This window comes from Cohnella panacarvi Gsoil 349, from assembly GCF_000515335.1.
GTDB lineage: Bacteria > Bacillota > Bacilli > Paenibacillales > Paenibacillaceae > Cohnella > Cohnella panacarvi.
On record NZ_KI911563.1, the window covers coordinates 4,106,069 to 4,131,184 of the forward strand.

A 25,116-nucleotide genomic window follows, 5' to 3' on the forward strand; every position below is an offset into this window, starting at 1 on the left:
CAGCCGTGCACTCCTTTGTTGTCGTAGTGAGTTCTGAGACAGTGTGACATATCGCTCGTCAAAGTGCAACACTTTCGGTAAGCGGGTCAATTGTCCGTCGCTTTAAGCAAGGCGGACGTATATGCTGTGACGAGCATTGTTGGCAGCGAGGGGATGAGCGCGTATGAAGGTCGCTTTTGTTACGCCGGGGGCGTTCCCCGTGCCTTCCGCCATGGGCGGATCGGTAGAGCGAGTCGTGGAGAAAGTCGTTCCGAGACTGGCGTCTCGCGCGGACGTCGTCATCTATGGCCGTAAGGGCCTGCGATTGGCCGCGATAGGGAAGCTGGACGGCGCGCCGATCCTAAGATTCCCGGCAAGGAGCAAGGAACGGTACTTCGCAAGCGTGTGCCGGAGTCTCAGGGCGAATCGGCCCGACATCATTCAAGTGGAAAATCGTCCGAAATGGGTACCGAGACTAAAGCGGCGTTTTCCGAAAACGAAGGTTTGGCTTAGCTTGCACTCCACTACCTTTATAACGGGCGCCAGGATGAATAAGTTTCAACGTAAAGTCTGTTTGCAGGCCGCCGATCGGATCGTCGTGAACAGCGACTATTTAAAGTCGTATATCGCTTCGAGGCTGCCGCAGACCGCCGGTAAAATTCTCGTAAACCACCTGGGCGTCGAGGCGTATCGTTTTCCGGGCCGGTCTTCGATCGAAGGTATGGCTCTACGGGCAATCGGGCGACTGGAGCGCGGATGGGTCGGGCGTAAAATCGTGTTGTTCGTCGGACGGCTCGTGCCGCAGAAGGGCGTACATCATCTGTTGTCCGCGGTTCCGGCGATCCTCGCGAAGCACCCGGATGCGCTGATCGTCGTCGTGGGCAGCGCGACGTACGGATCTCATCGGCTGACGAAATACGCCCGAGCGCTGCATCGTCAAGCGAAGCGGTGGCGGAAGCACGTTCATTTCGAGCCGTATGTTCCGCATAACGAAATTCCCCGTTGGTTCGCGATGGCGGACCTCGCGGTCGTTCCGTCTATCGGCAATGAGGCGTTCGGGCTCGTCAACGTGGAAGCGATGGCGGCCGAACTGCCTGTCGTCGCGACTCGGGCCGGCGGGATGAAGGAGATCGTCGTGGACGGAGAGACGGGTTTTCTTATAGCGAAGGAAAAGCCGTTAATCGTACGGGAGCTTGGGCTTCGCGTTAGCGAGCTGCTAGGCGACGAACGATTGAGATATGAGATGGGGGCCAAAGGAAAAGAACGCGTCATGAGCGGATTTCTGTGGGAGCATACCGCGCAGCGCTGGCTGACGCTGGCGTCGGAATAATGTCGGATTCGTGCCCTGGTTACTCGCCTATCCTCGTGTCGTGCCTATGGGTGAATGCATATGATAGTGCAGATTACGATGGTTAGGAAGGAGACGGACATGAAAAAGAAGAAGGCAACGAGGCAGCCGAAGCAGGCGAAATCGCGGCGACCGCTCTATTACGTCGACAACCCGAACAAGCTGGAATTGCAGTGGCTGGACGATATAAAAAAGCCGAGCGATAACGACAAGCCGATTACGGTCCATGGCGCCGCGCCGGTCGAAGTGTTGGCGCAAGAGCAGGCGGATCATCGGCTAAGCGTCGTGAAAGCCAGATTAGCGAACCGGAACAACGCCAATGTCACGCCGATCGAAACGTATCGGTTGACGGAGCCGTCAGAGTTTATGATCGCGTCCGAATACGTATCCACGCCACAACAAATGGACGAAATAATCGCGTTGACGACCTATGAGCCTGCGGTGGAAGTTTTCCAGGCGGATACCGGTCCGGTATACGCTGCGGATTCGGACGCGGACGAGATCGTTGCGCTGATCAAGGCGGACGACAAGTCGGCGCAGGAAGAGGAGAAGGCGTTGCTTCAATCCCGGGAGCTTCGCGCGATAAGGCTGGAGGAGAAACGGCTGCCGGTCCGCCCCGCGCCGCTCGTGTACACGGATGATTTGGCGGACGAGTCGATAACGGGAGATAAGCTGGCCCCGTTCTCGATCAGCGCCTCTAAGCTGGCAGCCGAGTCCGTGGACGCGCATGCGCTGGCGGACTTCTCCGTGACGTCGATCAAGCTGGCGGACGGTTCGGTAACGAGCTCGAAGATCGTTCCTGAATCGATTCTCGGCGATCATCTCGCCAAAAACTCGATATCGGGCTATAAAATTCGCGATCGTTCCATCACCGGGGATAAAATCCGCGACGGCAGCGTGTCCTCCGAGAAGCTGGCCGACAGGACGATCAGCTCGGATAAGTTGGCCGAAGGGTCCATTCAAGCGAAGCATCTGAGCGTGTCGATCATTACGTCGGACCTGCTGCAGGATCAGAGCATTACGGCGGACAAAATACGCAGCGGAGCGATTCGCAGCGACAGCTTGGCGAACGAAAGCGTAGACACGTCTAAGCTCGCGGACGGAGCGGTAACGAATTCGAAGTTGAGGCATGGCTCGGTCAGCGGCGATAAGATCGCCAGCGGTACGATCGAGTCTCGTCACCTGGCGGACGGACTCGTTCTCGCCGATCACGTGGCGGTAGGCGTGCTGCAGGGAAAGCATTTGGCCCCGAACGCCGTAGAGGCGGAGCATCTCGCGGACGGAGCGGTCGGAACCCGCGGGCTGGCAGACCGGTCGGTATCGGGAGCCAAGTTGGCATCCGAGTCGATCCGGCGCGAGCATCTAAGCACAGGGGCCGTTCAAAGCGCGCATCTCGCGGACGAAGCCGTTGAATCGAAGCACCTGGCGGAAGGCTCGGTAACGGCATCGAAGCTGTCCGAGCAATCCGTGTCGACGCTGAAGCTCGTCGACCATGCGGTGACTTCGACGAAAATCGCGGATCAGAACATCGGATCAAGCAAAATCGCGGATGAAGCGATCCAATCCAGGCATCTGGCAAGAGGAAGCGTCGGCTCCGAGAAGCTCATCGAAGGAAGCGTGGAGTCGCGTCATCTTGCGGAACGGTCGGTGGATAACGCGCATATCGCTCTGCGGGCGGTAGGACGCGAACATCTGAGAGACAAACTGATCGGTTCCGAGCAATTGGCGCTAGGCTCGGTGCATTCGGGGCACGTCGCGGACGGCGCGATCGGCGCGGCCCAGTTGTCCGACGGAGCGGTAGGCGTGGCTAAGCTGGCGGATAAGTCGGTCGGACCGAAGCAACTCGGCGTGTCCAGCGTGCAGAGCATCCACCTCGCTCCGGAAAGCGTGGGAGCCGAACAGCTGGCTACCGGTGCGCTGAGGACGTATCATTTTGCCCCCGAGATCGTAAGAGGAGAGGCCGTCGCCTCGGAAACGATATCCGGCAAGCATATTCGCGACGACGCGATTCAGGCGAATCATCTGTCCGAGAGCTCCGTCGGGACCGAGGCGCTGCAACCGGAGTCCGTAACGGAGCGAATCGTTGCTCCCGGCGCGATCGGCGAACGGCAGCTTGCGAGCCGGTCCGTATTGTCGCACCATCTTACCGATCATCTGATCACTTCCTTGAAGCTCTCTCCGGAGTGCGTGTCGACGGATAAAATCGCGGATAGTTCGGTGACGACGGCGAAGCTGGCGGATGCAAGCGTGACGGCGGATAAGCTGGACGAATTCGCGGTATACGAACGCGCGCTTCAGAACGGCTCGGTATCCGGACGCGCCTTGGCGGAGGAGTCCGTCGCGTCCAAGCACGTGCAAGCGAAAGCGATCAAGCCTTATCATCTAGCCGACGGATCGGTGACGACGAGCGCGCTGGCCGGCGGAGTGGTTACGTCGTGGAACTTGTCCGAGCGATCGATACAGTCGTACCACCTGGCCGATGAAGCGGTGCAAAGCACGCATCTGTCGGAGCAGTCCGTACTAAGCGCCCATCTTGCGGACAACATCGTTCGCGAACAGCATCTGAACGATGGCGCCGTGACGTCTTCCAAGCTGGCTGAGGCCAGCGTGGACGGAGAGCATCTGCGTCCGGGCGCGATCGGGTACGGCCATATCGCGAACCAAGCCGTGTCCTCCGTCCATCTTCAGCTCGAGTCCGTCGATTCGGTACACCTTCGCAAAGAAAGCGTGCTGACCGAGCATTTGGCGGTCGACAGCGTCGACGAGACCGCGCTGATGGACGGCGCCGTTACGACGAGCAAGCTGGCGAGCGAGAGCGTGACGAGCGATAAGATCGCTTACGGCAGCATCTCCGGCGGCCACTTGCAGCTCGAGAGCATCGGCGGCAAGCATGTGAAGCCGGAGTCCATCCATGGGTTCCACGTGCGTAAAAACGCGATTTCGATTACGCATCTGGCCCCGGATTTGCTGGAGATCGCCAAGCTTGCCGAACGCCGGATCAGCGCGGATCGACTGGAACCGGGCGCGGTCGACGAGTCGCATCTGAAAGATTACTCGGTTTCGTCCGGTAAGCTGGCGGACGGCAGCGTGCTGTCCGAGAAGTTGGCTGACGGCAGCGTGTTGTCCGAGAAGTTGGCGGATGGAAGCGTCGTAGCAGGTAAGCTGGCCTATGGAAGCGTCGAATACGATAAGCTTGCAGATGGCAGCGTGGGCTACGAGAAGCTAGCGGACGGCGGAGTCGGCACGGATAAGTTGGCACGCGGCAGCGTCGTGTCCGATAAGTTGGCTGAAGGAAGCGTTACGTCAAGCAAGCTAGCGGAAGGAAGCGTAGTGTCCGATAAGCTGGCTGAAGGCTGCGTCACGTCGGGTAAGCTTGCGGAAGACAGCGTAACGTCTAGCAAGCTGGCGGATGGCAGCGTGTTGACCGAGAAGCTGGGAGACGAGAGCGTCGTGTCCGGGAAGTTGGCCGAAGGCAGCGTCATATCCGGTAAGCTGGCGGATGGCAGCGTGGGCTTCGATAAGCTGGCGAACGGCAGCGTCGGATACGATAAACTGATCGACGGCAGCATCGATTCGGAGAAACTGGCGCGCGGCAGCATCGAGTCCGACAAGCTGGGGGAAGGAAGCGTAACTTCGAGCAAGCTGGCGGACGGCAGCATTACCGCAGTGAAGCTGGCGGAAGGGAGCGTCGTGTCCGGGAAGCTGGCCGAAAGCAGCGTCGTATCCGGCAAGCTGGCGGATGGCAGCGTAGGCTTCGATAAACTGGCTGAAGGAAGCGTCGGATACGATAAATTGATCGATGGCAGCATCGATTCGAATAAGTTGGCGGCCGGCAGCATCGTCTCCGATAAACTGGCAGACGGCAGCATCGTGTCGGCGAAGCTAGCCGAAGGAAGCGTCGTATCCGGGAAATTGGCGGAAGGCAGCGTCCTATCCGGTAAGCTGGCGGACGGGAGCGTCGGATTCGATAAACTGGCGGCCGGCAGCGTCGGCGATGAGAAACTAATCGACGGCAGCATCGGATTTGAAAAGTTGGCGGACGACAGCGTCGGCTACGAGAAGCTGATCGACGGCAGCATCGGGTTCCATAAGCTGGCGGACGGCAGCGTGGGTTATGAGAAACTAGCGGACGGCGGTATCGGATTCGATAAGCTTGCGGACGGCTGCATTGGATACGAGAAACTAGCGGATAGCAGCGTTGGATTCGAGAAACTGATCGACGGCAGCATCGGCTTCGATAAATTAGCGGACGGCAGCGTCGGTTACGAGAAGCTGGCGGATGGCGGTATCCGGTTCGACAAGCTTGCGGATAACAGCGTCGGCTACGATAAGCTGATCGACGGCAGCATCGGGGCCGCTAAGCTGGCGGATGACAGTGTAGGCTACGCCCAACTGGCCGAAGGCAGCGTCGGCTTCGAGAAGCTGCTGGACAGCGGCGTTCAGTCCGGTAAACTGGCGGACGGCAGCGTATTGGCAAGTAAACTCGCCGACGGGAGCGTCATTACCGGCAAATTGGCGGAAGGCAGCGTGGTCACAAGCAAACTGGCGGACGAGAGCATTACATCGGCGAAGTTAGCGGAAGGCAGCATCGTGACGAAGAAGCTGGCAGACGGCAGCGTCATCTCGAAGAAGTTGGCCAAAGAGAGCGTTACGACCGAGAAGCTCGCGTCCGGCGCGGTAACCGGCGATAAGCTGTCTCCGCAAGTGATGGATTTGATTGTGCTGTCCGCTTCGGTCGTCACGCAGGATCGTTTGGCGAACGGAGCCGTAACGGAATATCAACTAGCCGATAAAGCGGCAACGACGAGCAAACTGGCTGACGAAGCGGTGACTGCAGAGAAGCTGGCAGGCGGATCGGTAACGACGGCAAAGCTTGCAGACGGAGCCGTGACGGCGAATAAGCTGTCCGATCAAGCGGTGTCGACCGATAAACTAGCGGACGCTGCGGTGACCACGGATAAGCTGGCCGATGAAGCCGTAACGACGAGCGCGATCGCCGATGAAGCGATAACGACGGGTAAGCTCTCGGGCGAATCCGTGACGACGGGCAAGCTGGCTAACAAAGCGGTGACTACCGATAAGTTGGCACACGGAGCAATAACCACGGTTACACTTGCCGATGAAGCGATAACGACGGATAAGCTGGCTAACAAAGCAGTTACGACGGCGAAGCTTGCGGACGAAGCCGTAACAACGAATAAGCTAGCCGACGAAGCGGTAACGGCTGCTATCTTGGCAGATGGAGCCGTAACGACTGCTAAGCTCGCTAACGATAGCGTAAGCTTTGAGAAGCTATCCGGCGAAGTAAAGGATTTGCTGGCGCAGTTGCGGGAACCAATAGAGGAGCAGCCTCTCCCTGCGCCTTTGCCGGCACCTGCGTTAGATCCGGAAGGATTCGAGCTCCAAGAGAGCAGCGTAACCGCCAAGCATATCGCCGAGAGAAGCATAGGCAGCGCGCAGCTTTCCTTCCTCCCGGTGGCCGCGTCGCTTCCCGGCGTCTCGCTGCTATTCGGTAGCGCGGCATATGCATTCCAAGGGGCGGCGGAGTCGATACGGCTGACCGTCGGTTTCTCCGAGCCGTTCGCCGATCTCTCCTACGTGCTTGTCGCGATGTGCGATCATCCATCCTGCTTCTGTTACTTGCGGGATAAGAAGCCGGGCGAAGCGGAACTCGAAATCGTTCGAACGCGATTAGGTCCCGAGCCAAGCGGCTGGATTCAATGGATCGCCGTCGGGGCGAAAGCTGCTCAATAAAGGCAATGAAGCAATCCCGCTCGTCATTCGTGATGAAGTCGGGATTGCTTTTTTCTGTCCCGGGAGCGCGGCGCAGTAACGTTGTGCGGCAACGCTAATCCGTCTCTGTCCCGGGAGTGCGGCGCAGTAACGTTGTGCTGCAACGCTAATCCGTCTCTGTCCCGTGATCTCGGCGCAGTAACGTTGTGCGGCAACGCTAATCCGTCTCTGCCCCGGGAGCGCAATTAAGCGCCCCGAGATTGCCGTGCCGTTAGTCAGTACATATGCCGTTGCGCATGGACACGTCACACATAGAATGGTTTGTAACCGATGCCCGAGCTGGGGGGTGGAAAAATTGACCTACAAGCGTGGGAGGAAACCCGCTCGCGCATCCTTGCTGCGTTCGAAGGGCTCGAAGCGGAAGGCAAAGTTCGCGTTGCCAGCCGATCAAGCAGAAGTTGGAATTCTATCGCCGGATACGCAGCCGATTACGGGAACAACGCCGTACGTCTCGGTCATTATTCCGGTCATGAACGAGAGGCGAACGCTTCGAAGGGTCATTGCCGAAGCTTTTCGCGTCCATCCCAGAACGGAAGTGATCGTCGTGGCGAACGGCTCCGCCGACGGTTCGGCAGCTATCGCCCGCAAGTCGGGGGCCAAGGTGCTCTCGTACGCGAAGCCGCTCGGCCACGACGTGCCTAGGGCGGTCGGCGCGCGAGAGGCGAGGGGAGACGTCCTGCTATTCATCGACGCGGATATGGTTATTCCGGCCGCGAAGCTAAGGAAATTCGTCGAAGCCGTCAAAGGCGGCGTAGACGTTGCTCTTAACGATTATTCCGGTCCCGTCCGGAAATCCGTCGTGCACGGCGTCGTCCTTGCCAAGCATGCGCTCAACGCGTTGCTTCTTAGGCCCGACCTGCAAGGCGCCTCGATGACCGCGATTCCCCATGCGCTAAGCCGCAAGGCTTTGGACACGATCGGCGCAAGCCCGCTGGCGGTCCCGCCGCTCGCGCATACGATGGCCATACGGGAAGGACTCAAGGTACAGAGAGTCGTTCACGTGAACGTAGGACGATTGAATCCGCTTCGGAGTAAGCGGGAGCGCAGGCATTCCCTTGAACCGCTTATTGTCGGAGATCATCTGGAAGCCATTCAATGGTGGTTGAAGCATACCGATTCTCGCGGCGGGTATGAAGACGGCTCGCGCCAGCGATGGATGGTGAATTAGAAGAGCATGAGAACAAGGCGCAAACATACGGCTGCGATTGGCAGGAAGAAGACTCCTGCACGAACGGGACCGGATAAACATCGAAGCTACGCGAAGCGGCCGGCAACGATCGCGAATCCAAAGCGTCAACTGGTCTCCCCCTATTCGTCCACTGCCTCGCGATGGTATCAGGAGGGCGTACGGGACGGCGAAGGGTGGAGGCAAACCAAGTCGACGGCCGGCATTCCGCCGGAGGAAGCGCGCGATGCCGCTTTCGAGGCGTGGAGCGACAAGTACTACGGAGGTACAGTGACTAATGGCATCGGGTGGAAGCAGCTTCTCGGTTACGGGCAGAAGTACGCGGCCGGCTTCCTCGGCGGCTTCGCGGACGCGAAGCCGATCTTGCCGGTTCCGTTGCGGACGACGGCGGCCGCGATCGTGTGCGCTACGGCTCCGCTCCTAGGGTTGGATCGCGTTCTACGCGAGCTTGATGCTTTGCCGATTCGGCAGATCATCGTCGTCATCTACGGCGTTGAGATCGGGGAGCTGCCGGAGGAGCTGGCGTCTCCGCGCGTTCTCTTCTTGATATGGCCGAATGTGACGGATCCCGATGTTGGACGGGCATTAGGCGCCAAACTAGCGGCCGCGGATACGCTGCTGTTCGTGGACGCCGTAAAACCTGTTGCCGCAGGCGCGTTGGCGAGGTTTCTGTGGGAATGCGACGGAAGGGCGGACATTGCGCTTAACGATCTGTCGATGCGGTCAATATGGTTCCACCAGCGCGGCGGTATCCAAAGGCTGCAAGAATTTCTGAACGCGAGCCTGAATCGTCCGGACCTGAAGTCGAACTCCTTGTCGACGCTGCCTTACGCGCTGTCCCGTAAAGCGCTGAACACGATCGGGGCCGCGACGTTGTGCGTGCCGGCCAAGGCGCATGCCGTCGCGATCATGAGCAAGCTGCGCATCGTTACGGGAGGATCTGCCGGAAGCTCCGCGCTGCCGTCCGACGACCGCATCGTCGCGGGAGACCATGCCGAGGCATGGCATGAGGCGATCGCAGTGCGGGGAGACAGGCTTGGGCGTCCCGATCGCAGGCGCAATCGGACGATATTGGACAATCCGGATCGTTGATCGTCACAACTACGGGGAGGTATTGCCTTGAAGGCAGTCATATTGGCGGGAGGAACGGGTTCGCGTCTCAAACCGCTTACTTATTGGACGAATAAACATCTGTTGCCGGTCGGCTCTTATCCGATGATCTGTTATGGCGTCGCCAAGCTGAAGGAGGCCGGCATACGGGATATCGTCATCGTTACGAACCGTACGGCGATCGGCGGCTTCGCCGAGGTGCTCGGAAGCGGAAGGGATTGGGGCGTGTCGATCGTATACCGCATTCAAGAGGAAGCGGGTGGGATCGCCCAAGCGCTCGAGCTCGCCAGACCGGTTATGGCCCCGAAGGATAAATTCGTCGTCTTGCTCGGCGACAACTTGTTCGAGGAAAGCCTGCGGCCTTACTGCGAAGCCTACGAACGGCAATCCGGCGGCGCGATGCTGCTCTTGAAGGAAGTGGCGGATCCGCATCGATACGGCGTGCCGAAGCTGGATGAAGCGAGCGGTCGCATTCTGTATATCGAAGAAAAACCGGAACTTCCGCAGTCGAACTATTGCGTCACGGGGTTGTATTTTTACGATACGAGCGTGTTTAACCTGATCGACGGGGTGAAGCCTTCCCGAAGAGGAGAACTGGAAATTACCGACGTGAACAACGCTTATGCGGAGCTCGGAGTACTCGCCTATCAAGAGTTGAAAGCGTGGTGGACGGACGCCGGAACGTTCGAATCGCTGGAGGAGGCGGGAAGGAGATTGAAGGGGGCGATCACTTGAAAGCCGTCGTCCTTGCTGCTCGATCCTTAAGAAAGCCGAAGCAATCGCGCCGCAGGGACCGGTTCCGCCGTCATGGTTATCTTCGCCGTTCCGCTCGCAGAGCGGTTAAGCGGCATGCAACCGGCGCGCACGCAACCGATAGATCCGATTACGAGCTGGGCTATAGGCAAGGCTTGAGCGACGGCGCGGAGCAACTGCTCGAACTCCATTCGCCGAGCGATATGATCATACCGGACATATCCGCCTCCGAAGCGATGGTTGCGGGCGTTCAGGCTTTGCGCGCCAGGGCGATTCCGCTGCTTGACGCCCCCCGCGTCTACGAGGAGCTGGACGGCGCGGTTCGGGAGCGGCGTCCTTATTCCTTCATTCGGCTTGGAGACGGGGAGCTTGTGACGCTCGCGCAGGAGGTCGTCATTCCGGTCTCCGCGGTTCGGGCTTCGAGCCCTTTCTTGCCTTACGCGGGCATCGTCGTACCGAACCTGCAAGCGCGAGACGAGATCGCGCGTTCCATACGCTCCGCTTCGCTGGTCGGCGTTCCGATCTCCAGGAAGCCGCAATTTCAGCCGTTGCTCTTCCAGACGCTTCGCGCGCATGGCATTCCGTGCGCCGGTCTCAAGCTTACGACTTCCACGATGAACTACGCTTTGCAAGAGCAAGGTTATCTATGGCCGCTGCTGTCAGGAAGAAGACTGCTCGTCGTCGGCAACGTCGCGGGCGAGCTTGCGCAAGCTTTGCGGCTTCAAGGGATGATTATCACGGGGGTAGTCAGTCCGGTCAGAGGGTATTCGGACGTCGACCGCGCGGTCGACGAAGCGATCGCGTACGATTTCGACATCGCTCTCGTCTCGGCAGGCATTCCCGCCGTTCCGATCGTCGTCCGCATCGTCCAATCGACAGGCAAAGTCGCGATCGATTTCGGACATTCGGCGGACCGTATCGCGGGCGTGCGAACGAAAGTGATTCCAAACGGATAGAGGGGTGAGAGGATGGCGGCGTCCCGAAGCTTAGCGCAACGGAGCATCCGTCGGATCGCGGGGACGACAACCCGAAGAGGGAACGGCGTCATCGCAAGAGGCCGAGCCGGCGTCCGCCGGGTTCGGATCGGGAATAAGCTTCATGAGACCGAACGGACGGCTGGATATAACCAAGGCTACGAACAAGGGTATCAGCTTGGCGTTCAAACCGGCATCCAGCGTTATCCGGTTCCTTTCGAGGGCACCAGCATCGTTATCCCGACTTACAACCAGTTGGCTCTCGTGAAGCAGTGCATCGAGACGATCCGCTGGAATACGCCGGAGTCCTACGAGATCATCGTCGTCGACAACGCGTCGACCGACGGCACGAGGGCTTATTTGCATAGAATGAGCGGCGAATTGCGGTTTCGCGTCATGGATAGAAACCACGGATTCGCGGGGGCGATCAACGCAGGGCTTATGATGGCCAAAGGACGCACGATCGTTCTTCTGAACAATGACACGCTCGTGACGGAGAATTGGCTTGGCAACATGCTGCGATGCTTGAACAGCGACGACAATATCGGCATGGTCGGTCCGATCACGAATTACATCAGCGGGATTCAGATGGTTAAGGTACCTTACGACAAGCTATCCGAGATGCCGGAATTCGCCAGGCGCAACAACCGCGCGGATTCTTCCCGCTGGCGGGAGACGGATTTGTTGATCGGCTTCTGCCTGCTTTTTCGGAGAGAGCTGTTCGAGAAGGTAGGCTACTTCGACGAGGGCTTCGAGATCGGCAACTACGAGGATAACGACTATAGCGTCCGCGTAAGGCTGTTAGGGAAAAAGCTGGTGATCGCGCCAGATTGCTTCATCCACCACATCGGGAGCGTAAGCATTAAAGCCGTCGGAGACCGCATGGTGAAGGTGAACAACCAGAACGAGAACTTTTTCCATCGCAAATGGCCCATGCTTGGAGAACTCATGGATACGATTCATGCGCATTCCGGGCATTCGCCGCGGACGGCGAGCGCTGCTTCGCTTTATCCGGAGCGGATCATCGTTCGAGGACTCGGAGCGGACTGCTTCTGGATCGAACAGGGGAGGAGAAGGCTCGTGGAAGGAGTTCTGAACGTCCCCGTCGTCAGAGTGTCCCAGATCGATCTGCGCTTATGGCCGATCGGCGAGCCGATCCAAGCGGATGAAGCAGAACGGCGTTGGTACGGCAGGAATGAAGGCGTGGACGGAGAAACTTCGTCTATCGTGAGAATGCCGGACGGAACGGTTTGTTATATCGAAGGGAATGTCATCCGCAGGCTGCACGGCGAGGCCGCTTTGCAAGGCTGGGAGCTGCATAAGAAGCCGGAGCGGGCCCTTAACGATGCCCGAACGTCGGAACTTCAGGCAGGCTTGCCGATCATATCTCCGCCGGTCATGAAGCAATCGTTGTGAGGCGGCATATGCTGTAGTGGATTAGATCGACGGGAGGAGTCGGATCGCATGCAACAGGAGCTTATGACGGAGATCGTTATTCACTTATCCCACTCCCATCAGCAGATGGCCAGAATATTAAGCGCGAAGCGGCAAGTGACCGTTCGCATGGCGCAGCTGGTCGACGTGCTCCCGAACGAGCATCCTAGCCTGAACGGACTGCACGGGCTGGTGGAGAGCTCCTCCGACGTCACCAAGAGCGTCATCGCATTTCTGAACGGATTAGCCGACCTTGAGGAAGCGGTAGCGGACAGCATGACGCACGTTCTGAAAGCGATCGGTAACGCGGGGGACGACGAGTAGACGGATACGAGCCGGGAAGGAGGACGACGATGACGCGGGAAGATGCCTATAATATTACGCTTGACGCGATTGCCAAGCTGCAATGGAACGTGGCGATGATTCTCGAAGCGAAGGCGACGGAAGCGGAAAAAGTACGCAACTGGGTGCTGAATCACATTACGAACGATACGTACGAAGCCCATAGCGAAAAGCTGGCGGCCTGCCTGCAGTTTCACGAGCAGAACGTCGAGGTCATCGAAGGATTAACGAAGCTGTGCAACGGTTTAAGCCGGAACTTGAAGGAGATCATCAATCCGGATAAAGAAGATGACGCCATGTCGTCTTTCATGAGCGGCTTCGGAGCAAACTCCGAGGATAAAAGCAAATGAGCCGGCTGGGGCAGGAATGGACGATCAAGCTTTGCTTGATGGGTTCCATCGCGAAGAGCCAGGAGGCGCTCGCCAGAATGCTGACGAGCGCGGCGGACGTCACGGACATGACGGGAGTAACGCCGCAGACGCTGCAAGAGCATGTCCGCGTTCTGACCGGAATGCAAGGCGCGCTGCTTAGGATCGTTGCCGGAGCGAGCTGGCGTCCGCCGACAAGGGGAACGCCGGCTGCGCCATGGTTGTCCAAGGAGGTGTATCGCAGTGAAGCGCAAATCGCGGAAAGCCCTCTCGCGAAAGCGGGGCGTTGCACGAACGATTCTTAGAAGACGCCGCGCGGGCAGACGGCCCGTTAGCCGGCGGAGCTTGCGAAGCGGCAGCGGGAGACTTCGCGGCCGCAGACGGCGGAGCGTGCGCCGAACGAGGACGAGAAGACGGGACCATACCCAAGCGTACAACGAAGGTTATAATGCCGGCTTTAGCAAAGGCTTCGAGGACGGTCATCTGATCGCCTACGAGCAGCAGGCTTGATCGCGAGCGGGATGAGGCAGCAATCGGCAGCTGTCTTGTCCCGCTCTATCTATTGCTCGTGGCCGCTGCCCCGTCTTGAGCCTAAATTCGCTTGCTGGACGGGTAAGTATCCAAGTCCATCCGCGCAAGCGCGCATATATTGATTGCGGGTGATGAGGATGCGGAGGCATCGACAAGCGATAGTCGAACGGCGCGGACGCGCGGCTGCTTTCCGCAGCGGTTGGATGGATGGCTGGCGTCTTGGCGCTTGCCGCGGCATCGAGCAATCGATCCATCCTGTTGCGGGGCCGCTGCGCAACGCCAAAGTGTTCTACGTTCCGCAAGGCTTCGAGGCGATCGACGCGGGCATCCTCGAAGCGCTGCAGGCGAACGTCGCCGAAGCCGTGCTCGTCGGCAACGAACAAGTCAGGCATCAGGCGGAGCAGCTGAAGCCGGATGCCGTCATCGTGTTGAACGGGGTTCATCTGTTCGCCAAAGATTACTTAGAGCAAATCGATGCCGTGCGCCGCATGGGCATCAAGACGGCCGTCTGGTTCGTCGACGACCCGTACGTGACGGACGATACGGTGAGGCTTGCTCCCCATTACGACTACGTGTTTACGCATGAGCGGTCCTGCGTGAGACTCTATCAATCGTTAGGCTGCGCGCAAGTTCATCATGTGCCGCTTGCCGCGCATTTCGGAACGTTCCGGCCGATGCCGGTCGATAGAACGTACGATTCGGACATCTGCTTCATCGGCACGGGTTTTCCGAACCGGATCGCTCTGTTCGATCAGCTCGCGCCTTACCTCAAACGCAGAAACGTCGTCATCGCGGGGGCGTTATGGAATCGGATGAGAAATTATCGGATGATCGAACGGTTCTTGATTAAAGAAGGCGTACCGGTGCCGGAATCGGCTCGTTATTATAACGGCGCGAAAATCGTTGTCAACTTGCACCGAACCCCGGGCCAAAGTCCCGAGAACCGCAACGCCATCGATTGGCCCGCCGAGTCTATCAATCCTCGGACCTTCGACATGTCGGCTTGCGGAACGCTGCAGCTGACCGACGAGCGCAGCGAGCTGCGGGAGCTGTACGCGGTGGGCTCGGAGCTGGACGTGTACCGCAACGCGAAGGATCTGCTAGACAAAATCGACTACTATCTGTCCCATGACGAAGAAAGGCTCCGGATCGCCGCCAGAGGTTTCCGCCGTACGAGAACGCAGCATACGTTCGATCAACGGATCAGAACCATGCTGGATATTCTCGGCATCGGTTGAATCGAAGAATAACAGAGCGCGGGAGGGATCGCAGGTGGCGACGACATGGAGAACGAGGTCGCGTATACGGGCCAGGCGCGAAGCCTTCGCGCTCGGGTGGAGCCACGGCCATTGGTTCGGAAGATGCGAGGCCGCCAAGCAACGCGCGCTGCCGGTCGCGGTTCAGCGCCCGTTGCACGTGCTTTACGTGACGACGGGCAAAGGGTATCCGTACAGCCCGCTCGATTACGGCATCCAAGAGACGCTGAAGGCGATCGCGACGAGGGTGACGATCGCGGGTCCGTCGCAAGACATCCCGTCCGTCGCGGCGAACGCAAGGCCGGACCTCATGCTCGTGCTTGACGGCATGAACATGCCGGCCGATAAAGTCGCAGCCGTAAGAGCGTTAGGCATTAAGACGGCAATTTGGTTTACCGACGATCCGTACTATACGGATATTACGGCGGGCATCGCTCCGCATTACGAATCCGTGTTCACGCTGGAGCGGAACTGCTTGCCTTTCTATCAGCAGCTAGGCTGCGGCAGGGTGTTCTACTTGCCTCTCGGCGTGTTCCCGCCGTTCTTCCGCCCCTTTAACCCCCGGCACTCGCTGAGAGGCGATCTGTGCTTCATCGGGAGCGCTTATTGGAATAGAGTCTCTATGTTCGAGCGTACGATTCCGCTGATCGCGCACCGAAGGCTCTATATATCGGGTTTATGGTGGGACCGGCTATCCAACTACAACAAGTATAGAGGCGTATTCGACACGCAGGCTTGGCAGGAGCCGGAGAAGACGTGCGAGAGATATAACGCCAACAAAATCGTAATCAATTCGCATCGCGCGCCGGACGACGAATCGTACAACATGAACCGCGCCCGAATCCAAGCCGTGTCGCCGAATCCCCGCACGTTCGAAATATCCGCGTCGGGAACGCTTCAATTAACGGACAAACGCCAAGACCTGGAGCAATTTTACGTGCCCGGGGTAGAAGTGGTCACGTACGACTCTCCGGAGGACATGGCGAATAAGGCGGAATATTACTTAACTCACGAAGCGGAAAGACAGGAAATCGCGCTCAGGGGGCTTTATCGAACGATGAGGGACCATACGTACGCGTCGAGGCTGAATCAATTGTTCGATTTGGCGATGTCGCCATGAGCGGGACGACGAAGCCGAAATTGCTCATTTTCTCGCATATTTGCAATCCGGTTCTCGTGACCGGCGGGGAAAAGGTGCTTTCGCTATTCTTGCGGGAGCTTGTCCGTCATTACGAATGCGTTCTGGTCGTGCCGGAGATCGGCGTCATCGCCCACAAGGCGAGGGCGATCGGCATTCGCTTGATCGTCATGGATATTCCGCTCTGCTTTTCTTTATATACTTGCTCGCCCTCCGCGTTCCACGATATCGACAACCTGATGCGCCAGCCGGCATGGAGAAAACTCGACGCGCTGCTCGCTTACGAGCGCCCCGATGCCGTAATGGTCAACACCTCGGTCCATCCGCTGCCCGCGATGGCGGCTTTCTCCAAAGGCATCCCTACGGCGTGGCTGCTGATGGAGACGCTATACGATACGCCGCTGCGGGATCAGTGCGCGGCGTTCATCGCTTCGCACTGCGACGTGATCGTCGGGATGTCCCGGACGGTGTTGAAGCCGTTCCGGAAGACGAGCAACGTTCGGGCGGCGTACGTGCTGCCTCCTTATTTGGAGCGGAGCGAGCTCTTTCCGAGCGTCTGGCCGCAAGCCAGGTCGCAGTTACGCAGGCTGTATCAATGGGACGAAGACCACTGCGTCGTCGGATTCATCGCGGCGACGATCTATCCGAATAAAGGCCAAATGCAGTTTATCGACGCGATGCTGCCGGTCGCTTCGGAGCATAAGCTCGCAAGGTTCCTCATCGTCGGCAGCCAAGTCGACGAAGGGCACTATATGGCATGCCGGACGAAAGTGCTTCAGGCGGGGCTCGAGGATCGGTTCGTCTTCTATCCGTTCGCCGAGCAAGTTCATCTGGTGTACCCCGCGATGGATATCGTCGTCGTTCCCAGCTTAATGACGGAAGGGTTCGGAATGACGGCGCTCGAGGGGATGGCGTTCGGCAAGGCGGTCGTCGCCTATTCATCCGGAGGGTTGGCCGAAATATTGAACGCTACCCGCAATGAGCGCTTTCTCGTGCCGAAGGGAGACGTGTCCGGGTTGACCGACCGCGTCGGGAGCTTGGCGGGGGACAATGCCCTTCGCCATTCGGTCTCCGATCGGAACGGCAAGACGTCCATGCGCGAATTCGGCGTCGAAAGCTTCCGCGATCGGCTGCATGCGTTAATGGGAATGATCGCTGCGATCCCGAAGAATAGGCCGCCCGTGCCGATTCCGCCTTTGATCGATATCCCCGTCGCTCAGAAGAAGACAAAGCCGCGATCCGCTTCAACGAGGAAACGCAGGGGGAGGAAGCCTGTCGCCGGGAGGAAAAGCGCGAGGTCGCGCAGACGGCGGAGCTTGCATCGCTATTCACGGAGGTCGGCAGCCAATAGAGGCAGGACGGCGAGGCTAAGAAATCGGCCGAGTAGACGTATTCGGCGCAGAAGATCCGCCCGGGGACGCGTACGCAAATAAGGGGAGCCCATCATCGATGACGATGGGCTCCCCTTGGCGTTAGCGAATCGTCCAGCGAAGCGCGAGGCCGGATTGCGTGAGGCCCGAGCCGAAGCCGTACAGTACGAGAAGTTGTCCCGGGACGAGCTTGCCTTCCTTATAAGCGATATCCAGCGCCAGCGGGATCGAAGCGGAGGAAGTGTTGCCGTATTGCGTTACGCTGTGCAACGCCTTGTCGGCGGGCAACCCGAACCGTTCGCAGATGGCTTCGATCATCCGCAGATTGGCGCTGTGCGGAACGAACCAATCCAGCTCTCCGGTCGATAGGCCGAGCGCGTCGAGCAGCTCAACGACGCCGCCGGGCACGGTTGACAACGCCCATTTATACACTTCCTTGCCGTTCTGGACGAGCTTGCCCGCGCCGTGCAGAGGCTGTCCGTCGCCGGCTGCCGATAATCCCGTCGCGTACACTTGGAAGCCGCCGCTCCCGTCCGTCACGGCGCTGGAGGCCAGCAATGCGCCATTCTCCGACCGTTCCACGAGCACGGCGCCCGCGCCGTCCCCGAACAGGATGCACGTCGAACGATCGGTATAGTCCGTCAGCTTCGTCAGCGTCTCCGCTCCGATGACGAGCACTTTGCGGTAAGCCTCCGTCATTACGAGCCCGTTCGCCAGCTGCAGCGCCGAGACGAAGCCCGCGCACGCGGCGTTCAAGTCCAGCGCCAAGCATTGAGCCGCGCCGATGGCGAGCTGAACGCGAGACGCGACGGAAGGGCTCGGCATATCCGGCGAGAGCGTCGCGACCAATATCGCATCGACGTCTTGAGACGACGTAGGGAACCGGCGGAACAGATCCCGAGCGGCGGCGATTGCCATATCGCTCGTGAATTGGTTCTCGGCCGCCCGGCGTCTTTCCACGATGCCCGTACGCCGAACGATCCATTCGTTATCGGTGTCTACCATGCGCTCCAAATCGGCATTCGTGATCAGTTGCTCCGGGACGTAGCTGCCGATCGCGGTAATCGCCGCTCGGGAAGCGATCCGGGCGGCGCCGGTAGTCGTGTTCGTTCCTGTAGCCATGCGGAATCCTCCTTTTATTTTAAGACAGTCGAACGTGATTAGTATTTGGTATTAGTACCAGGTTTTAAATCAATTATGACCCCTCTCTGTTATTCTGTCAATAATGGGTGGTGTCAGCATTGTTGAGAAGGATTGCAGAGTTTGTGATAGTAATTGGTCTAATATACAGCGAATATACAATTTTTAAAAGAATATTCAGGTAATATACAATAAACTAACGGGGCACGATTGAACACTTACACAGACTGCTAGCGGAAACCTGGATACCTTACATCCAATTCAGGAATCTTGCGAAAGATCTTATTGAATAATTATACATTCAACAATTGAGGGCATTATCAATAAATATGACTAATGGATGAAGTAAGTGCTTATCCAACCCAATTCAAGTTCAGAAATTATGAAAACTTACCCTATGTTTATAGTCTTTTCCACTACGCTTTTCGCTACAATTTTGACGCCACCCACAATAATATGGGTGGCGTCAATAATACTGAGAATGTTTTCAAGGTTTTTGAACGGATTGGTTTGTTGCTAAAGCACTTCGTTTAATGTTTCCAAAGGTAAAGTAATCTTGTGCGATCAGTCTTCCGAAGGGAAAGTGTAGATTGCACGAAAATAAGAGGCGACAGGGATTGCCTGAGTCGCCTATTCAGAGTGAGTATCGCGGTTAAAGTGGCCTCGAGCCTTTGTCGCTCCTCCGCTCGTCGACGTTATCGAGCGAAACTCCATACTGTAAGAAAAAAATAAAGTATTAGACCCGGCAAATAGAGTATTAGACTAAGAAATTAAGTGTTAGACTGGCGCGCCCGTTGGTTAAGCTAACGGGGCAGGATAATTCAATGATTTCACGGTGCCGAAATCATTAAGACTGATTCACTTTATAAGGATATTTGTTGCTAACAGGATATGAATAAATACAATCATGATGCAGACAGCATCGGAATGCCGCACAGGACGCAAACGCCGAGGATACGATCTTGATCTTAGGTACCCGGTCTGAGGGTCCGCATTGTGCCATAGGACAACCTCCTATTGCAATTGTTCGACGATGCGGCGAAACTCGTTCCTGAACTCGTCGATCAGACGTTCCTGCTCCGACTGATCCTTCTTCAGCTTGGAGATCAGCCGCTCGACTTCAGCTCTCTGAGACTGAACGGACCCGAGCGAGTCTCGTATTTTCCCTTGCACGATCCAGTCAGCAATAAACCCGTCGAAGAAAAAATCCGCGAATGTTGCGAAGCCGCCAATTTGGGCGGAATTATCCACGCCGTTCCACTTCAAATCCTGGAGTTCCTTGTTGAAGCGGCGCAGCGAGTTTTGCGCTTCGTGGATATACCCCCGAGCCTCATCGATATGGCCGTGCTTGATCGCCGTTGAGATCAAGCCGCCTCCGATGAGGTCGTACTTTCCCCAACTGCCGGCCGAATCAAGCCGGTCTTCCGCATTACCAAGCGCAGCGCTGACCGCCGCTCCGGCGCCGGCCGCCTCGCGGATTTCCTTTCTTATCGCTTCCCGGAGAGCGATTTCCTCGGACAGTTCCTCCAGCCTGGCAGTCGTCGATGTATCGTGATCGCGAATCCATGCTTCCTTCTCCGCCAGGAGCCACTCATATTCCCGGTCGGGCTGACCGATATCCGCCAGCTTGGCGATCAACTCCGTCTGCTCCAGCTCCATGTCGATCAAGGCGGAGTTAGCTGCGTCGTATTTGAGCTTCGCTTCGGCGGCTTCCCGTTCCTCCTCCCGCAATTTGTCCTCCAATCGTCCGAACAAATTCATCATGAAGCGCGATAATGACGGTTCCCGAAGTTGGTCCACATCTTGCTGTTCACCCTGCAGTCTCAGTCGGCATTGATCAACGGTGTGATACTGCTCCGTAAGCTTTTCCCTTAGGTTCGCGAGCCGGGTTTCCCACAGCTGTGCCAACTGCATCTTTTCCTTACACACCTGTAGATGCTCGTTCCATTCGACAACAATACTCAAGTTCTTTCAACTCCCCTAATGTTTGGATATTCGTTAATGATACATAAAACATAAAAGCAAAATGGTTTTATTTTTATTCAGTAATTCGATGGATTAGATTACAGTGGCAGTTTGTTTATTCATTGAAGTAACGGGCAGGATAGTGGAGAAATGTGTTAGAATGGATATGTTTGTAAAATCAAAAAAGTGATATGAATGATGCTAGGAAGTAGGGATTTATAGTTGAGAAGATCATTTATTATTTCAATTTTCATTGTAATTATTGCCCTTATGTTTGGATATAATTTTAGACCATGGATAGTACCCAATACATACGTAAGTGGTTGGGGTGCATCTTCAACAAAATCAGAGACTAATATTAATACTCAAAACATTAATTTTGATGCGACTATTAAAAATGACGGTCATTATTCTGTTTACGTAAAAGAAGTTCAGGTATTATTTGCAGATTCAATAAAGAATAAATTTCAATCGGGGAATCAAAAAATTTCAGTTAATAAATGGTTAAAACCAAACGAAACTTGGGATGTTAATGGAGAATGGATATTTGACTCTTCAGGGATTAAAGAAAACAACATAATGATTATCCCTAACTATGCTACCTTTAAGGTCAATATTTTTCCTTTCTAAATTTTATTAAGCTATCGGAAGACGATAGTTGAATGAGAATACCGCGGCAGTCGACCAGACAATCGGCTGCCGTTTTCATTAAGCTAATGGGCAGGATAATGTAATTTTTTGTATAATATTATGGTAAAACCTTTAGGATGAAAAGAGGATCTAAACTATGCAGAGTATGAACAATCAACATCTGCAGACAGCTAATAACGAATACATTGAAGGCATCCAGTACACAGAGATCCCTGTTTTCGATTTGGAAAAGGCGGTTGATTGGTATTGTGGTAACTTGGGTGCAAAACTAGGACTACTTAACGATGAGCTTGCTTTTGTAGATTTCTCGATGGGTCCTAGTTTATTTTTAGTCAAGACAAATGATGATACTACATCCACCTTTAAGGTTAATGGTCAAGACCATTACACAATCGGATTTCGCGTTAAGGATATTCAAGGATTTCATATTTATCTATCACAACTCGATACAAAAGTAAGTCCTATCGTTGTAGAAGGACATGGAAGTTTCTTTACGTTTTACGATCCTTTTGGAAATATGTTTGACGTTTTTCAACCGCCACAATAAATCCGTAAATGAGGTGCTCTTTATGAGAGTTGAAATCATTCAAACAAGTCAAATTACTTCATTTGTTGGTATAAGGGCTATAAGTTTAATGTCCGAACTGGGCGATAATGTAAGTCATGCATTTAAGGAGTTAGAAGAGAGAAAAAAAGAAATAAAAAATGTTACGAATCTAGAAGTAACTTATGGTATATCACCTCCAAATTACAAAGGGAATAAGGGGCTCCTTGATTTTTATTGCTGTTATGAAGTAGATCCGATAACTAACTTGCCTCATGAAATGATTCATATTCAAATTCTGCCTAGATTGTACTCAGTAACAAACTATAAAGGACCTGCAAGTAAGACATATACAGCATATGATTTTACGTCTAATTGGTTGAAAGAAAATGGGTACGAGTATGATGACGTCTCGTATTATTTTGAGAAATATGATGAAAAGACAATCAGAGAAAATGATGATGATAGAAATGAAATTACAATATACTGCCCAATAAAGAAAAAGGAATCTTGATTATAACTCATGACGGCATCGCCTAACATCATATTCACGTTCAGGCTAGGCAAAGTTCATTACGCTAACGGGAAACGTTAGTTCATAATGCAGCCTGCCGGAGTGATCCAGCAGGTTGTTTAACTAACGGGCAGTTATGCGTAACTTCCAGGGAATGTAAACGTCTAAATAAAGTAAGGAACGAGGAGGCAGACATTTCATGGGAGGAACGAATGTATGGGATGCGGAGTGGGAGGTTAACGAAGAGCAGGCGCGGACGCTGATCGGCAGACAATTCCCTCAGCTGTCATCGAAGCAAGTGAAGCGATTGGGCTGGGGCTGGGACAATACGGTTTTTCTCATCGGTGACGAGTACGTGTTCCGGTTTCCAAGAAGAACGATTGCAGTTGGCTCGATTCGTATGGAAGGGAAGCTGCTGCCGAAGCTGGAGGCATATATGACCGTCCCCTATCCGAAACCGTTATTTTATGGCGAAGCAAGTGACGAATACCCGGCACCATTTCTTGGCTATGCCTACGTGCCAGGAGATTTCCCCATCGGTTTGACGGAAGAACGCCGGGCTTTATCGGCAGAGACGCTGGCGAAATTTTTGCGGAGATTGCATAAGTTTCCGGTGCAGGCGGCGCTGAAGTGCGGAGTTCAGCAAGATCATCGAAGCTTGACGGACATAGCATCGCGCAAAGTGAAATTGGAGGGCTTTCTGTCGAAGGTGGTTGAACACTTGTCGTCGGAGGAGTCCGGTGTGATCGAAGCGTATATTAGCAGGCTGCAAACGGACCGTGTCGAGGCGGTGAATGCACTGCTACATGGCGATCTTCATTTCAAAAATATGCTTGTGAATGAGAACGGGATCGTTTCCGGCATCATTGATTGGGGCGATCTGAGCGTAGGCCATCCGGCTTGCGATTTGAGCGTTGCTTACAGCTTTTTACCACCTTACGCTCGCGGCGTGTTTTTCGAAACTTACGGAGGAGCGGACGAGGAAACGAAGCTGCTGGCGCGGCTGATCGCGGTATACATCCCCGTACTGATCTTGATGCAAGCGGTCGATGACGGGAATGAAGCGATTGCGGCAGAGGCGAAATCCAACATCATGCGAGCACTGTCGGATTAGGCTCATTATTACGTTGCAGCTATGGGGCTATGGCTATCGGCACCATTTTGTCGTTTATAGGCCGCGATAAGGTACGATTCGCCTTCTCTAATGCCGCTTTATGTTGAGGAACACGAAATTCAACAGAGTAAGTCGTTGCGCTAACGGAGAACGATAGTTGAATAAGGATACCGTGGCAGTCGACCAACAATTGGCTGCCGTTTTCATTAATAACGGGCAGGATTGTTCAAAACGAAGGATGTCAGCATTCTGGGGAAGTAGCGATACTTTGAAAGCTGTATAAAATTCCATAGACTCGATTGTCACATAGTGGATTATCGAGTTTTTGTTGTCTGCATTGGGAGACCTGAAGGTAAATACATATTTTTGGTGTCTAAAGTCAGGGTTGCATAATTATGCAGGTGGCTTTGGAGGGAATTATCACAAATTATGACCATTCGGTATTTTAAGGCTCGTATGGCGGCAGTCGGAATCGGTAATTGTGAAAACGAACTCTGATAAATCAAGCCTTTTGGTTTCCATTTTCTCACCAATTATGACGCCACCCAAATAATGAGTGGTGTCAGCATTGTAGAGAATATATAGACAATATACGGAAAAATGAATAAATACTCCTGTCAACGAGCTTGATTGGTAACGGTGAACTAAACAGAACCGTGGGCAGGCACCCATCGGCTCTCATTCCTCTTCCTCTCGATACAATGCTTTTAAGGCTGCGAAAATTCGCAGCCTTTTACTGGAAGTTGATTAATATCGATCACATTAACAATTATCGATCCGTAACGCCGTGTTTAGAGGGCAATATCGAGTAGTCCCAGTTAGGATCGGAGCCAGTCCCGCAAGTCCCCACCAACTTTTATTTCTGAGACCCAAAAGAAGGATACTTACTCCAACGGAAATTCTTATGATTTGCTCTGTTTTTCCCACATTGCAATTCATCCATTTCACCTCCGCATTTATAATTCCTCTTGATAATGTCCCATCTGAAGATTGTTCACGAAGGAAGACAAATGGACTCTTGTTTCATCTGTACCCAACTGAAATATCAAATTGTAGCAATCTTTAAGAGCTCGGTCATATTCATCGTTCTGTGGATCGTGATGATAGGGCAGTCCAGGCGTAAATGTGCGAAAGAACGTGGCATGATCGGCTTCCTCCAACTCGTCGAATTTAGATTGAAGGTGTTTCACCTCGGATTCCGTCGCTTCAATTTCCAATTCATAAGACGCCTGGCCCTTGTCAAACATAATCGATCTCGATTGTACGGATACATAATATTTGTTCTTTTCCATTCGAATCACCCCTGAAAGATCAATACCAGAATAATTCCTAACGCGATAGCGGCAATCGGCGTGACAATGTACCAGATCAGCAAAGAATTATGGGACACAGGGTGACTTGCCACATGATTCGGGAGTCTCTTTTCAAATTCGTTATGTCGCTGCTTGTCCATTATTCGATAAGACGTGAAAGCTCCGACTACGATCACAATGATTCCGATGGCCGCAAGGATATACCACCACATTCACTGGTCCCCCTCATGCTCGTTTGTATTATTATTCATTCCTGTTCAAGGATTACTCCAGTCATTTTCTGGGTTTGCCGA

At 54.9% G+C, this 25,116-nt stretch carries 22 protein-coding genes; 17 read left to right on the top strand and 5 right to left on the bottom strand.

Features of this window, described 5'->3' with window-relative positions; translation table 11 throughout:
• Positions 1–163: 163 nt before the first annotated feature.
• Positions 164–1,309, top strand: a complete 1,146-nt coding sequence (locus COHPA_RS0119755; protein ID WP_027087874.1) for a glycosyltransferase family 4 protein — start codon at positions 164–166, stop codon at positions 1,307–1,309.
• A 3,230-nt stretch (positions 1,310–4,539) separates the two neighbouring features.
• Here the strand turns inward: COHPA_RS0119755 and COHPA_RS26525 are convergent.
• The gene (locus tag COHPA_RS26525; RefSeq protein ID WP_425393712.1) at positions 4,540–5,346 is read right to left on the bottom strand and encodes a pentapeptide repeat-containing protein; all 807 of its coding nucleotides are present in this window, start codon (positions 5,344–5,346) and stop codon (positions 4,540–4,542) included.
• A gap of 688 nt (positions 5,347–6,034) precedes the next feature.
• Between COHPA_RS26525 and COHPA_RS26530 the strand changes: the two genes are divergently transcribed.
• The 12 genes from COHPA_RS26530 (at position 6,035) to COHPA_RS23860 (ending at position 17,645) form a co-directional block, all read left to right on the top strand.
• Positions 6,035–7,081: a WIAG-tail domain gene (locus COHPA_RS26530; RefSeq protein ID WP_425393713.1), complete on the top strand. Its 1,047-nt coding sequence runs from the start codon at positions 6,035–6,037 to the stop codon at positions 7,079–7,081.
• Positions 7,082–7,415: 334 nt separating this feature from the next.
• On the top strand, positions 7,416–8,288 hold the full coding sequence (locus COHPA_RS0119765) for a glycosyltransferase family 2 protein (protein ID WP_425393697.1): 873 nt from the start codon (positions 7,416–7,418) through the stop codon (positions 8,286–8,288).
• A 6-nt stretch (positions 8,289–8,294) separates the two neighbouring features.
• The gene (locus COHPA_RS24640) at positions 8,295–9,398 is read left to right on the top strand and encodes a hypothetical protein (protein WP_027087877.1); all 1,104 of its coding nucleotides are present in this window, start codon (positions 8,295–8,297) and stop codon (positions 9,396–9,398) included.
• A 27-nt stretch (positions 9,399–9,425) separates the two neighbouring features.
• The gene (locus COHPA_RS0119775) at positions 9,426–10,151 is read left to right on the top strand and encodes a sugar phosphate nucleotidyltransferase (RefSeq protein WP_027087878.1); all 726 of its coding nucleotides are present in this window, start codon (positions 9,426–9,428) and stop codon (positions 10,149–10,151) included.
• Positions 10,148–11,125, top strand: coding sequence for a GT-D fold domain-containing protein (locus tag COHPA_RS0119780; protein ID WP_027087879.1), 978 nt, complete (start codon positions 10,148–10,150; stop codon positions 11,123–11,125). The genes COHPA_RS0119775 and COHPA_RS0119780 overlap by 4 nt, the downstream gene beginning before the upstream one ends.
• A 12-nt stretch (positions 11,126–11,137) precedes the next feature.
• Positions 11,138–12,559 carry a glycosyltransferase family 2 protein gene (locus COHPA_RS0119785; protein WP_027087880.1) on the top strand — a complete coding sequence of 474 codons (1,422 nt, stop codon included), beginning with the start codon at positions 11,138–11,140 and terminating at the stop codon, positions 12,557–12,559.
• A 48-nt stretch (positions 12,560–12,607) separates the two neighbouring features.
• Positions 12,608–12,901, top strand: a complete 294-nt coding sequence (locus tag COHPA_RS0119790; protein ID WP_027087881.1) for a hypothetical protein — start codon at positions 12,608–12,610, stop codon at positions 12,899–12,901.
• Between the two features lie 29 nt (positions 12,902–12,930).
• Positions 12,931–13,269 (top strand): alpha-helical endospore appendage domain-containing protein, encoded by a 339-nt coding sequence (locus COHPA_RS0119795; protein ID WP_027087882.1) that lies wholly within the window; start codon positions 12,931–12,933, stop codon positions 13,267–13,269.
• Positions 13,266–13,592: a hypothetical protein gene (locus tag COHPA_RS0119800; protein WP_027087883.1), complete on the top strand. Its 327-nt coding sequence runs from the start codon at positions 13,266–13,268 to the stop codon at positions 13,590–13,592. The genes COHPA_RS0119795 and COHPA_RS0119800 overlap by 4 nt, the downstream gene beginning before the upstream one ends.
• Positions 13,593–13,955: 363 nt before the next feature.
• Positions 13,956–15,056, top strand: coding sequence for a CgeB family protein (locus COHPA_RS0119810; RefSeq protein WP_027087884.1), 1,101 nt, complete (start codon positions 13,956–13,958; stop codon positions 15,054–15,056).
• A 34-nt stretch (positions 15,057–15,090) separates the two neighbouring features.
• Complete coding sequence (locus tag COHPA_RS0119815; RefSeq protein ID WP_027087885.1) at positions 15,091–16,194, top strand: CgeB family protein; 1,104 nt, start codon at positions 15,091–15,093, stop codon at positions 16,192–16,194.
• Positions 16,191–17,645, top strand: coding sequence for a glycosyltransferase family 4 protein (locus tag COHPA_RS23860; RefSeq protein ID WP_027087886.1), 1,455 nt, complete (start codon positions 16,191–16,193; stop codon positions 17,643–17,645). Before COHPA_RS0119815 ends, COHPA_RS23860 begins: the two co-directional genes overlap by 4 nt.
• A gap of 39 nt (positions 17,646–17,684) precedes the next feature.
• On the opposite strand, the gene COHPA_RS0119825 is transcribed toward COHPA_RS23860, so the two are convergent.
• Positions 17,685–18,704 (bottom strand): ketoacyl-ACP synthase III, encoded by a 1,020-nt coding sequence (locus COHPA_RS0119825; RefSeq protein ID WP_027087887.1) that lies wholly within the window; start codon positions 18,702–18,704, stop codon positions 17,685–17,687.
• Between the two features lie 1,032 nt (positions 18,705–19,736).
• A complete protein-coding gene (locus COHPA_RS0119830) occupies positions 19,737–20,630 on the bottom strand; it encodes a hypothetical protein (protein ID WP_027087888.1) in 894 nt (297 codons plus the stop codon).
• Positions 20,631–20,909: 279 nt separating this feature from the next.
• Here COHPA_RS0119830 and COHPA_RS25720 point away from each other — a divergent pair, with 279 nt between their 5' ends.
• From COHPA_RS25720 to COHPA_RS0119845, 4 genes are all read left to right on the top strand, one after another.
• A complete protein-coding gene (locus COHPA_RS25720; RefSeq protein WP_156926707.1) occupies positions 20,910–21,317 on the top strand; it encodes a hypothetical protein in 408 nt (135 codons plus the stop codon).
• A 157-nt stretch (positions 21,318–21,474) separates the two neighbouring features.
• Positions 21,475–21,885 carry a VOC family protein gene (locus COHPA_RS0119835; protein WP_027087889.1) on the top strand — a complete coding sequence of 137 codons (411 nt, stop codon included), beginning with the start codon at positions 21,475–21,477 and terminating at the stop codon, positions 21,883–21,885.
• 22 nt (positions 21,886–21,907) lie between these two features.
• Positions 21,908–22,396 carry a GyrI-like domain-containing protein gene (locus COHPA_RS0119840; RefSeq protein ID WP_027087890.1) on the top strand — a complete coding sequence of 163 codons (489 nt, stop codon included), beginning with the start codon at positions 21,908–21,910 and terminating at the stop codon, positions 22,394–22,396.
• A 199-nt stretch (positions 22,397–22,595) separates the two neighbouring features.
• Positions 22,596–23,510 (top strand): phosphotransferase, encoded by a 915-nt coding sequence (locus COHPA_RS0119845; RefSeq protein ID WP_027087891.1) that lies wholly within the window; start codon positions 22,596–22,598, stop codon positions 23,508–23,510.
• A gap of 762 nt (positions 23,511–24,272) precedes the next feature.
• On the opposite strand, the gene COHPA_RS25275 is transcribed toward COHPA_RS0119845, so the two are convergent.
• Positions 24,273–24,449, bottom strand: coding sequence for a YgaP family membrane protein (locus tag COHPA_RS25275; RefSeq protein ID WP_084760832.1), 177 nt, complete (start codon positions 24,447–24,449; stop codon positions 24,273–24,275).
• Between the two features lie 17 nt (positions 24,450–24,466).
• On the bottom strand, positions 24,467–24,802 hold the full coding sequence (locus COHPA_RS0119850; RefSeq protein ID WP_027087892.1) for a hypothetical protein: 336 nt from the start codon (positions 24,800–24,802) through the stop codon (positions 24,467–24,469).
• Between the last annotated feature and the right edge of the window lie 314 nt (positions 24,803–25,116).

Coding starts and splice junctions, on each gene's coding strand:
- COHPA_RS26525 (WP_425393712.1), bottom strand. CDS start 5,346: ATGCTGCCGTCGATTAGTTTCTCATCGCCGACGCTGCCGGCCGCCAGT.
- COHPA_RS0119785 (WP_027087880.1), top strand. CDS start 11,138: ATGGCGGCGTCCCGAAGCTTAGCGCAACGGAGCATCCGTCGGATCGCG.
- COHPA_RS25275 (WP_084760832.1), bottom strand. CDS start 24,449: ATGAATTGCAATGTGGGAAAAACAGAGCAAATCATAAGAATTTCCGTT.
- COHPA_RS0119825 (WP_027087887.1), bottom strand. CDS start 18,704: ATGGCTACAGGAACGAACACGACTACCGGCGCCGCCCGGATCGCTTCC.
- COHPA_RS0119840 (WP_027087890.1), top strand. CDS start 21,908: ATGAGAGTTGAAATCATTCAAACAAGTCAAATTACTTCATTTGTTGGT.
- COHPA_RS0119845 (WP_027087891.1), top strand. CDS start 22,596: ATGGGAGGAACGAATGTATGGGATGCGGAGTGGGAGGTTAACGAAGAG.
- COHPA_RS23860 (WP_027087886.1), top strand. CDS start 16,191: ATGAGCGGGACGACGAAGCCGAAATTGCTCATTTTCTCGCATATTTGC.
- COHPA_RS0119800 (WP_027087883.1), top strand. CDS start 13,266: ATGAGCCGGCTGGGGCAGGAATGGACGATCAAGCTTTGCTTGATGGGT.
- COHPA_RS24640 (WP_027087877.1), top strand. CDS start 8,295: ATGAGAACAAGGCGCAAACATACGGCTGCGATTGGCAGGAAGAAGACT.
- COHPA_RS0119850 (WP_027087892.1), bottom strand. CDS start 24,802: ATGGAAAAGAACAAATATTATGTATCCGTACAATCGAGATCGATTATG.
- COHPA_RS26530 (WP_425393713.1), top strand. CDS start 6,035: ATGGATTTGATTGTGCTGTCCGCTTCGGTCGTCACGCAGGATCGTTTG.
- COHPA_RS0119790 (WP_027087881.1), top strand. CDS start 12,608: ATGCAACAGGAGCTTATGACGGAGATCGTTATTCACTTATCCCACTCC.
- COHPA_RS0119755 (WP_027087874.1), top strand. CDS start 164: ATGAAGGTCGCTTTTGTTACGCCGGGGGCGTTCCCCGTGCCTTCCGCC.
- COHPA_RS0119835 (WP_027087889.1), top strand. CDS start 21,475: ATGCAGAGTATGAACAATCAACATCTGCAGACAGCTAATAACGAATAC.
- COHPA_RS0119810 (WP_027087884.1), top strand. CDS start 13,956: ATGCGGAGGCATCGACAAGCGATAGTCGAACGGCGCGGACGCGCGGCT.
- COHPA_RS0119795 (WP_027087882.1), top strand. CDS start 12,931: ATGACGCGGGAAGATGCCTATAATATTACGCTTGACGCGATTGCCAAG.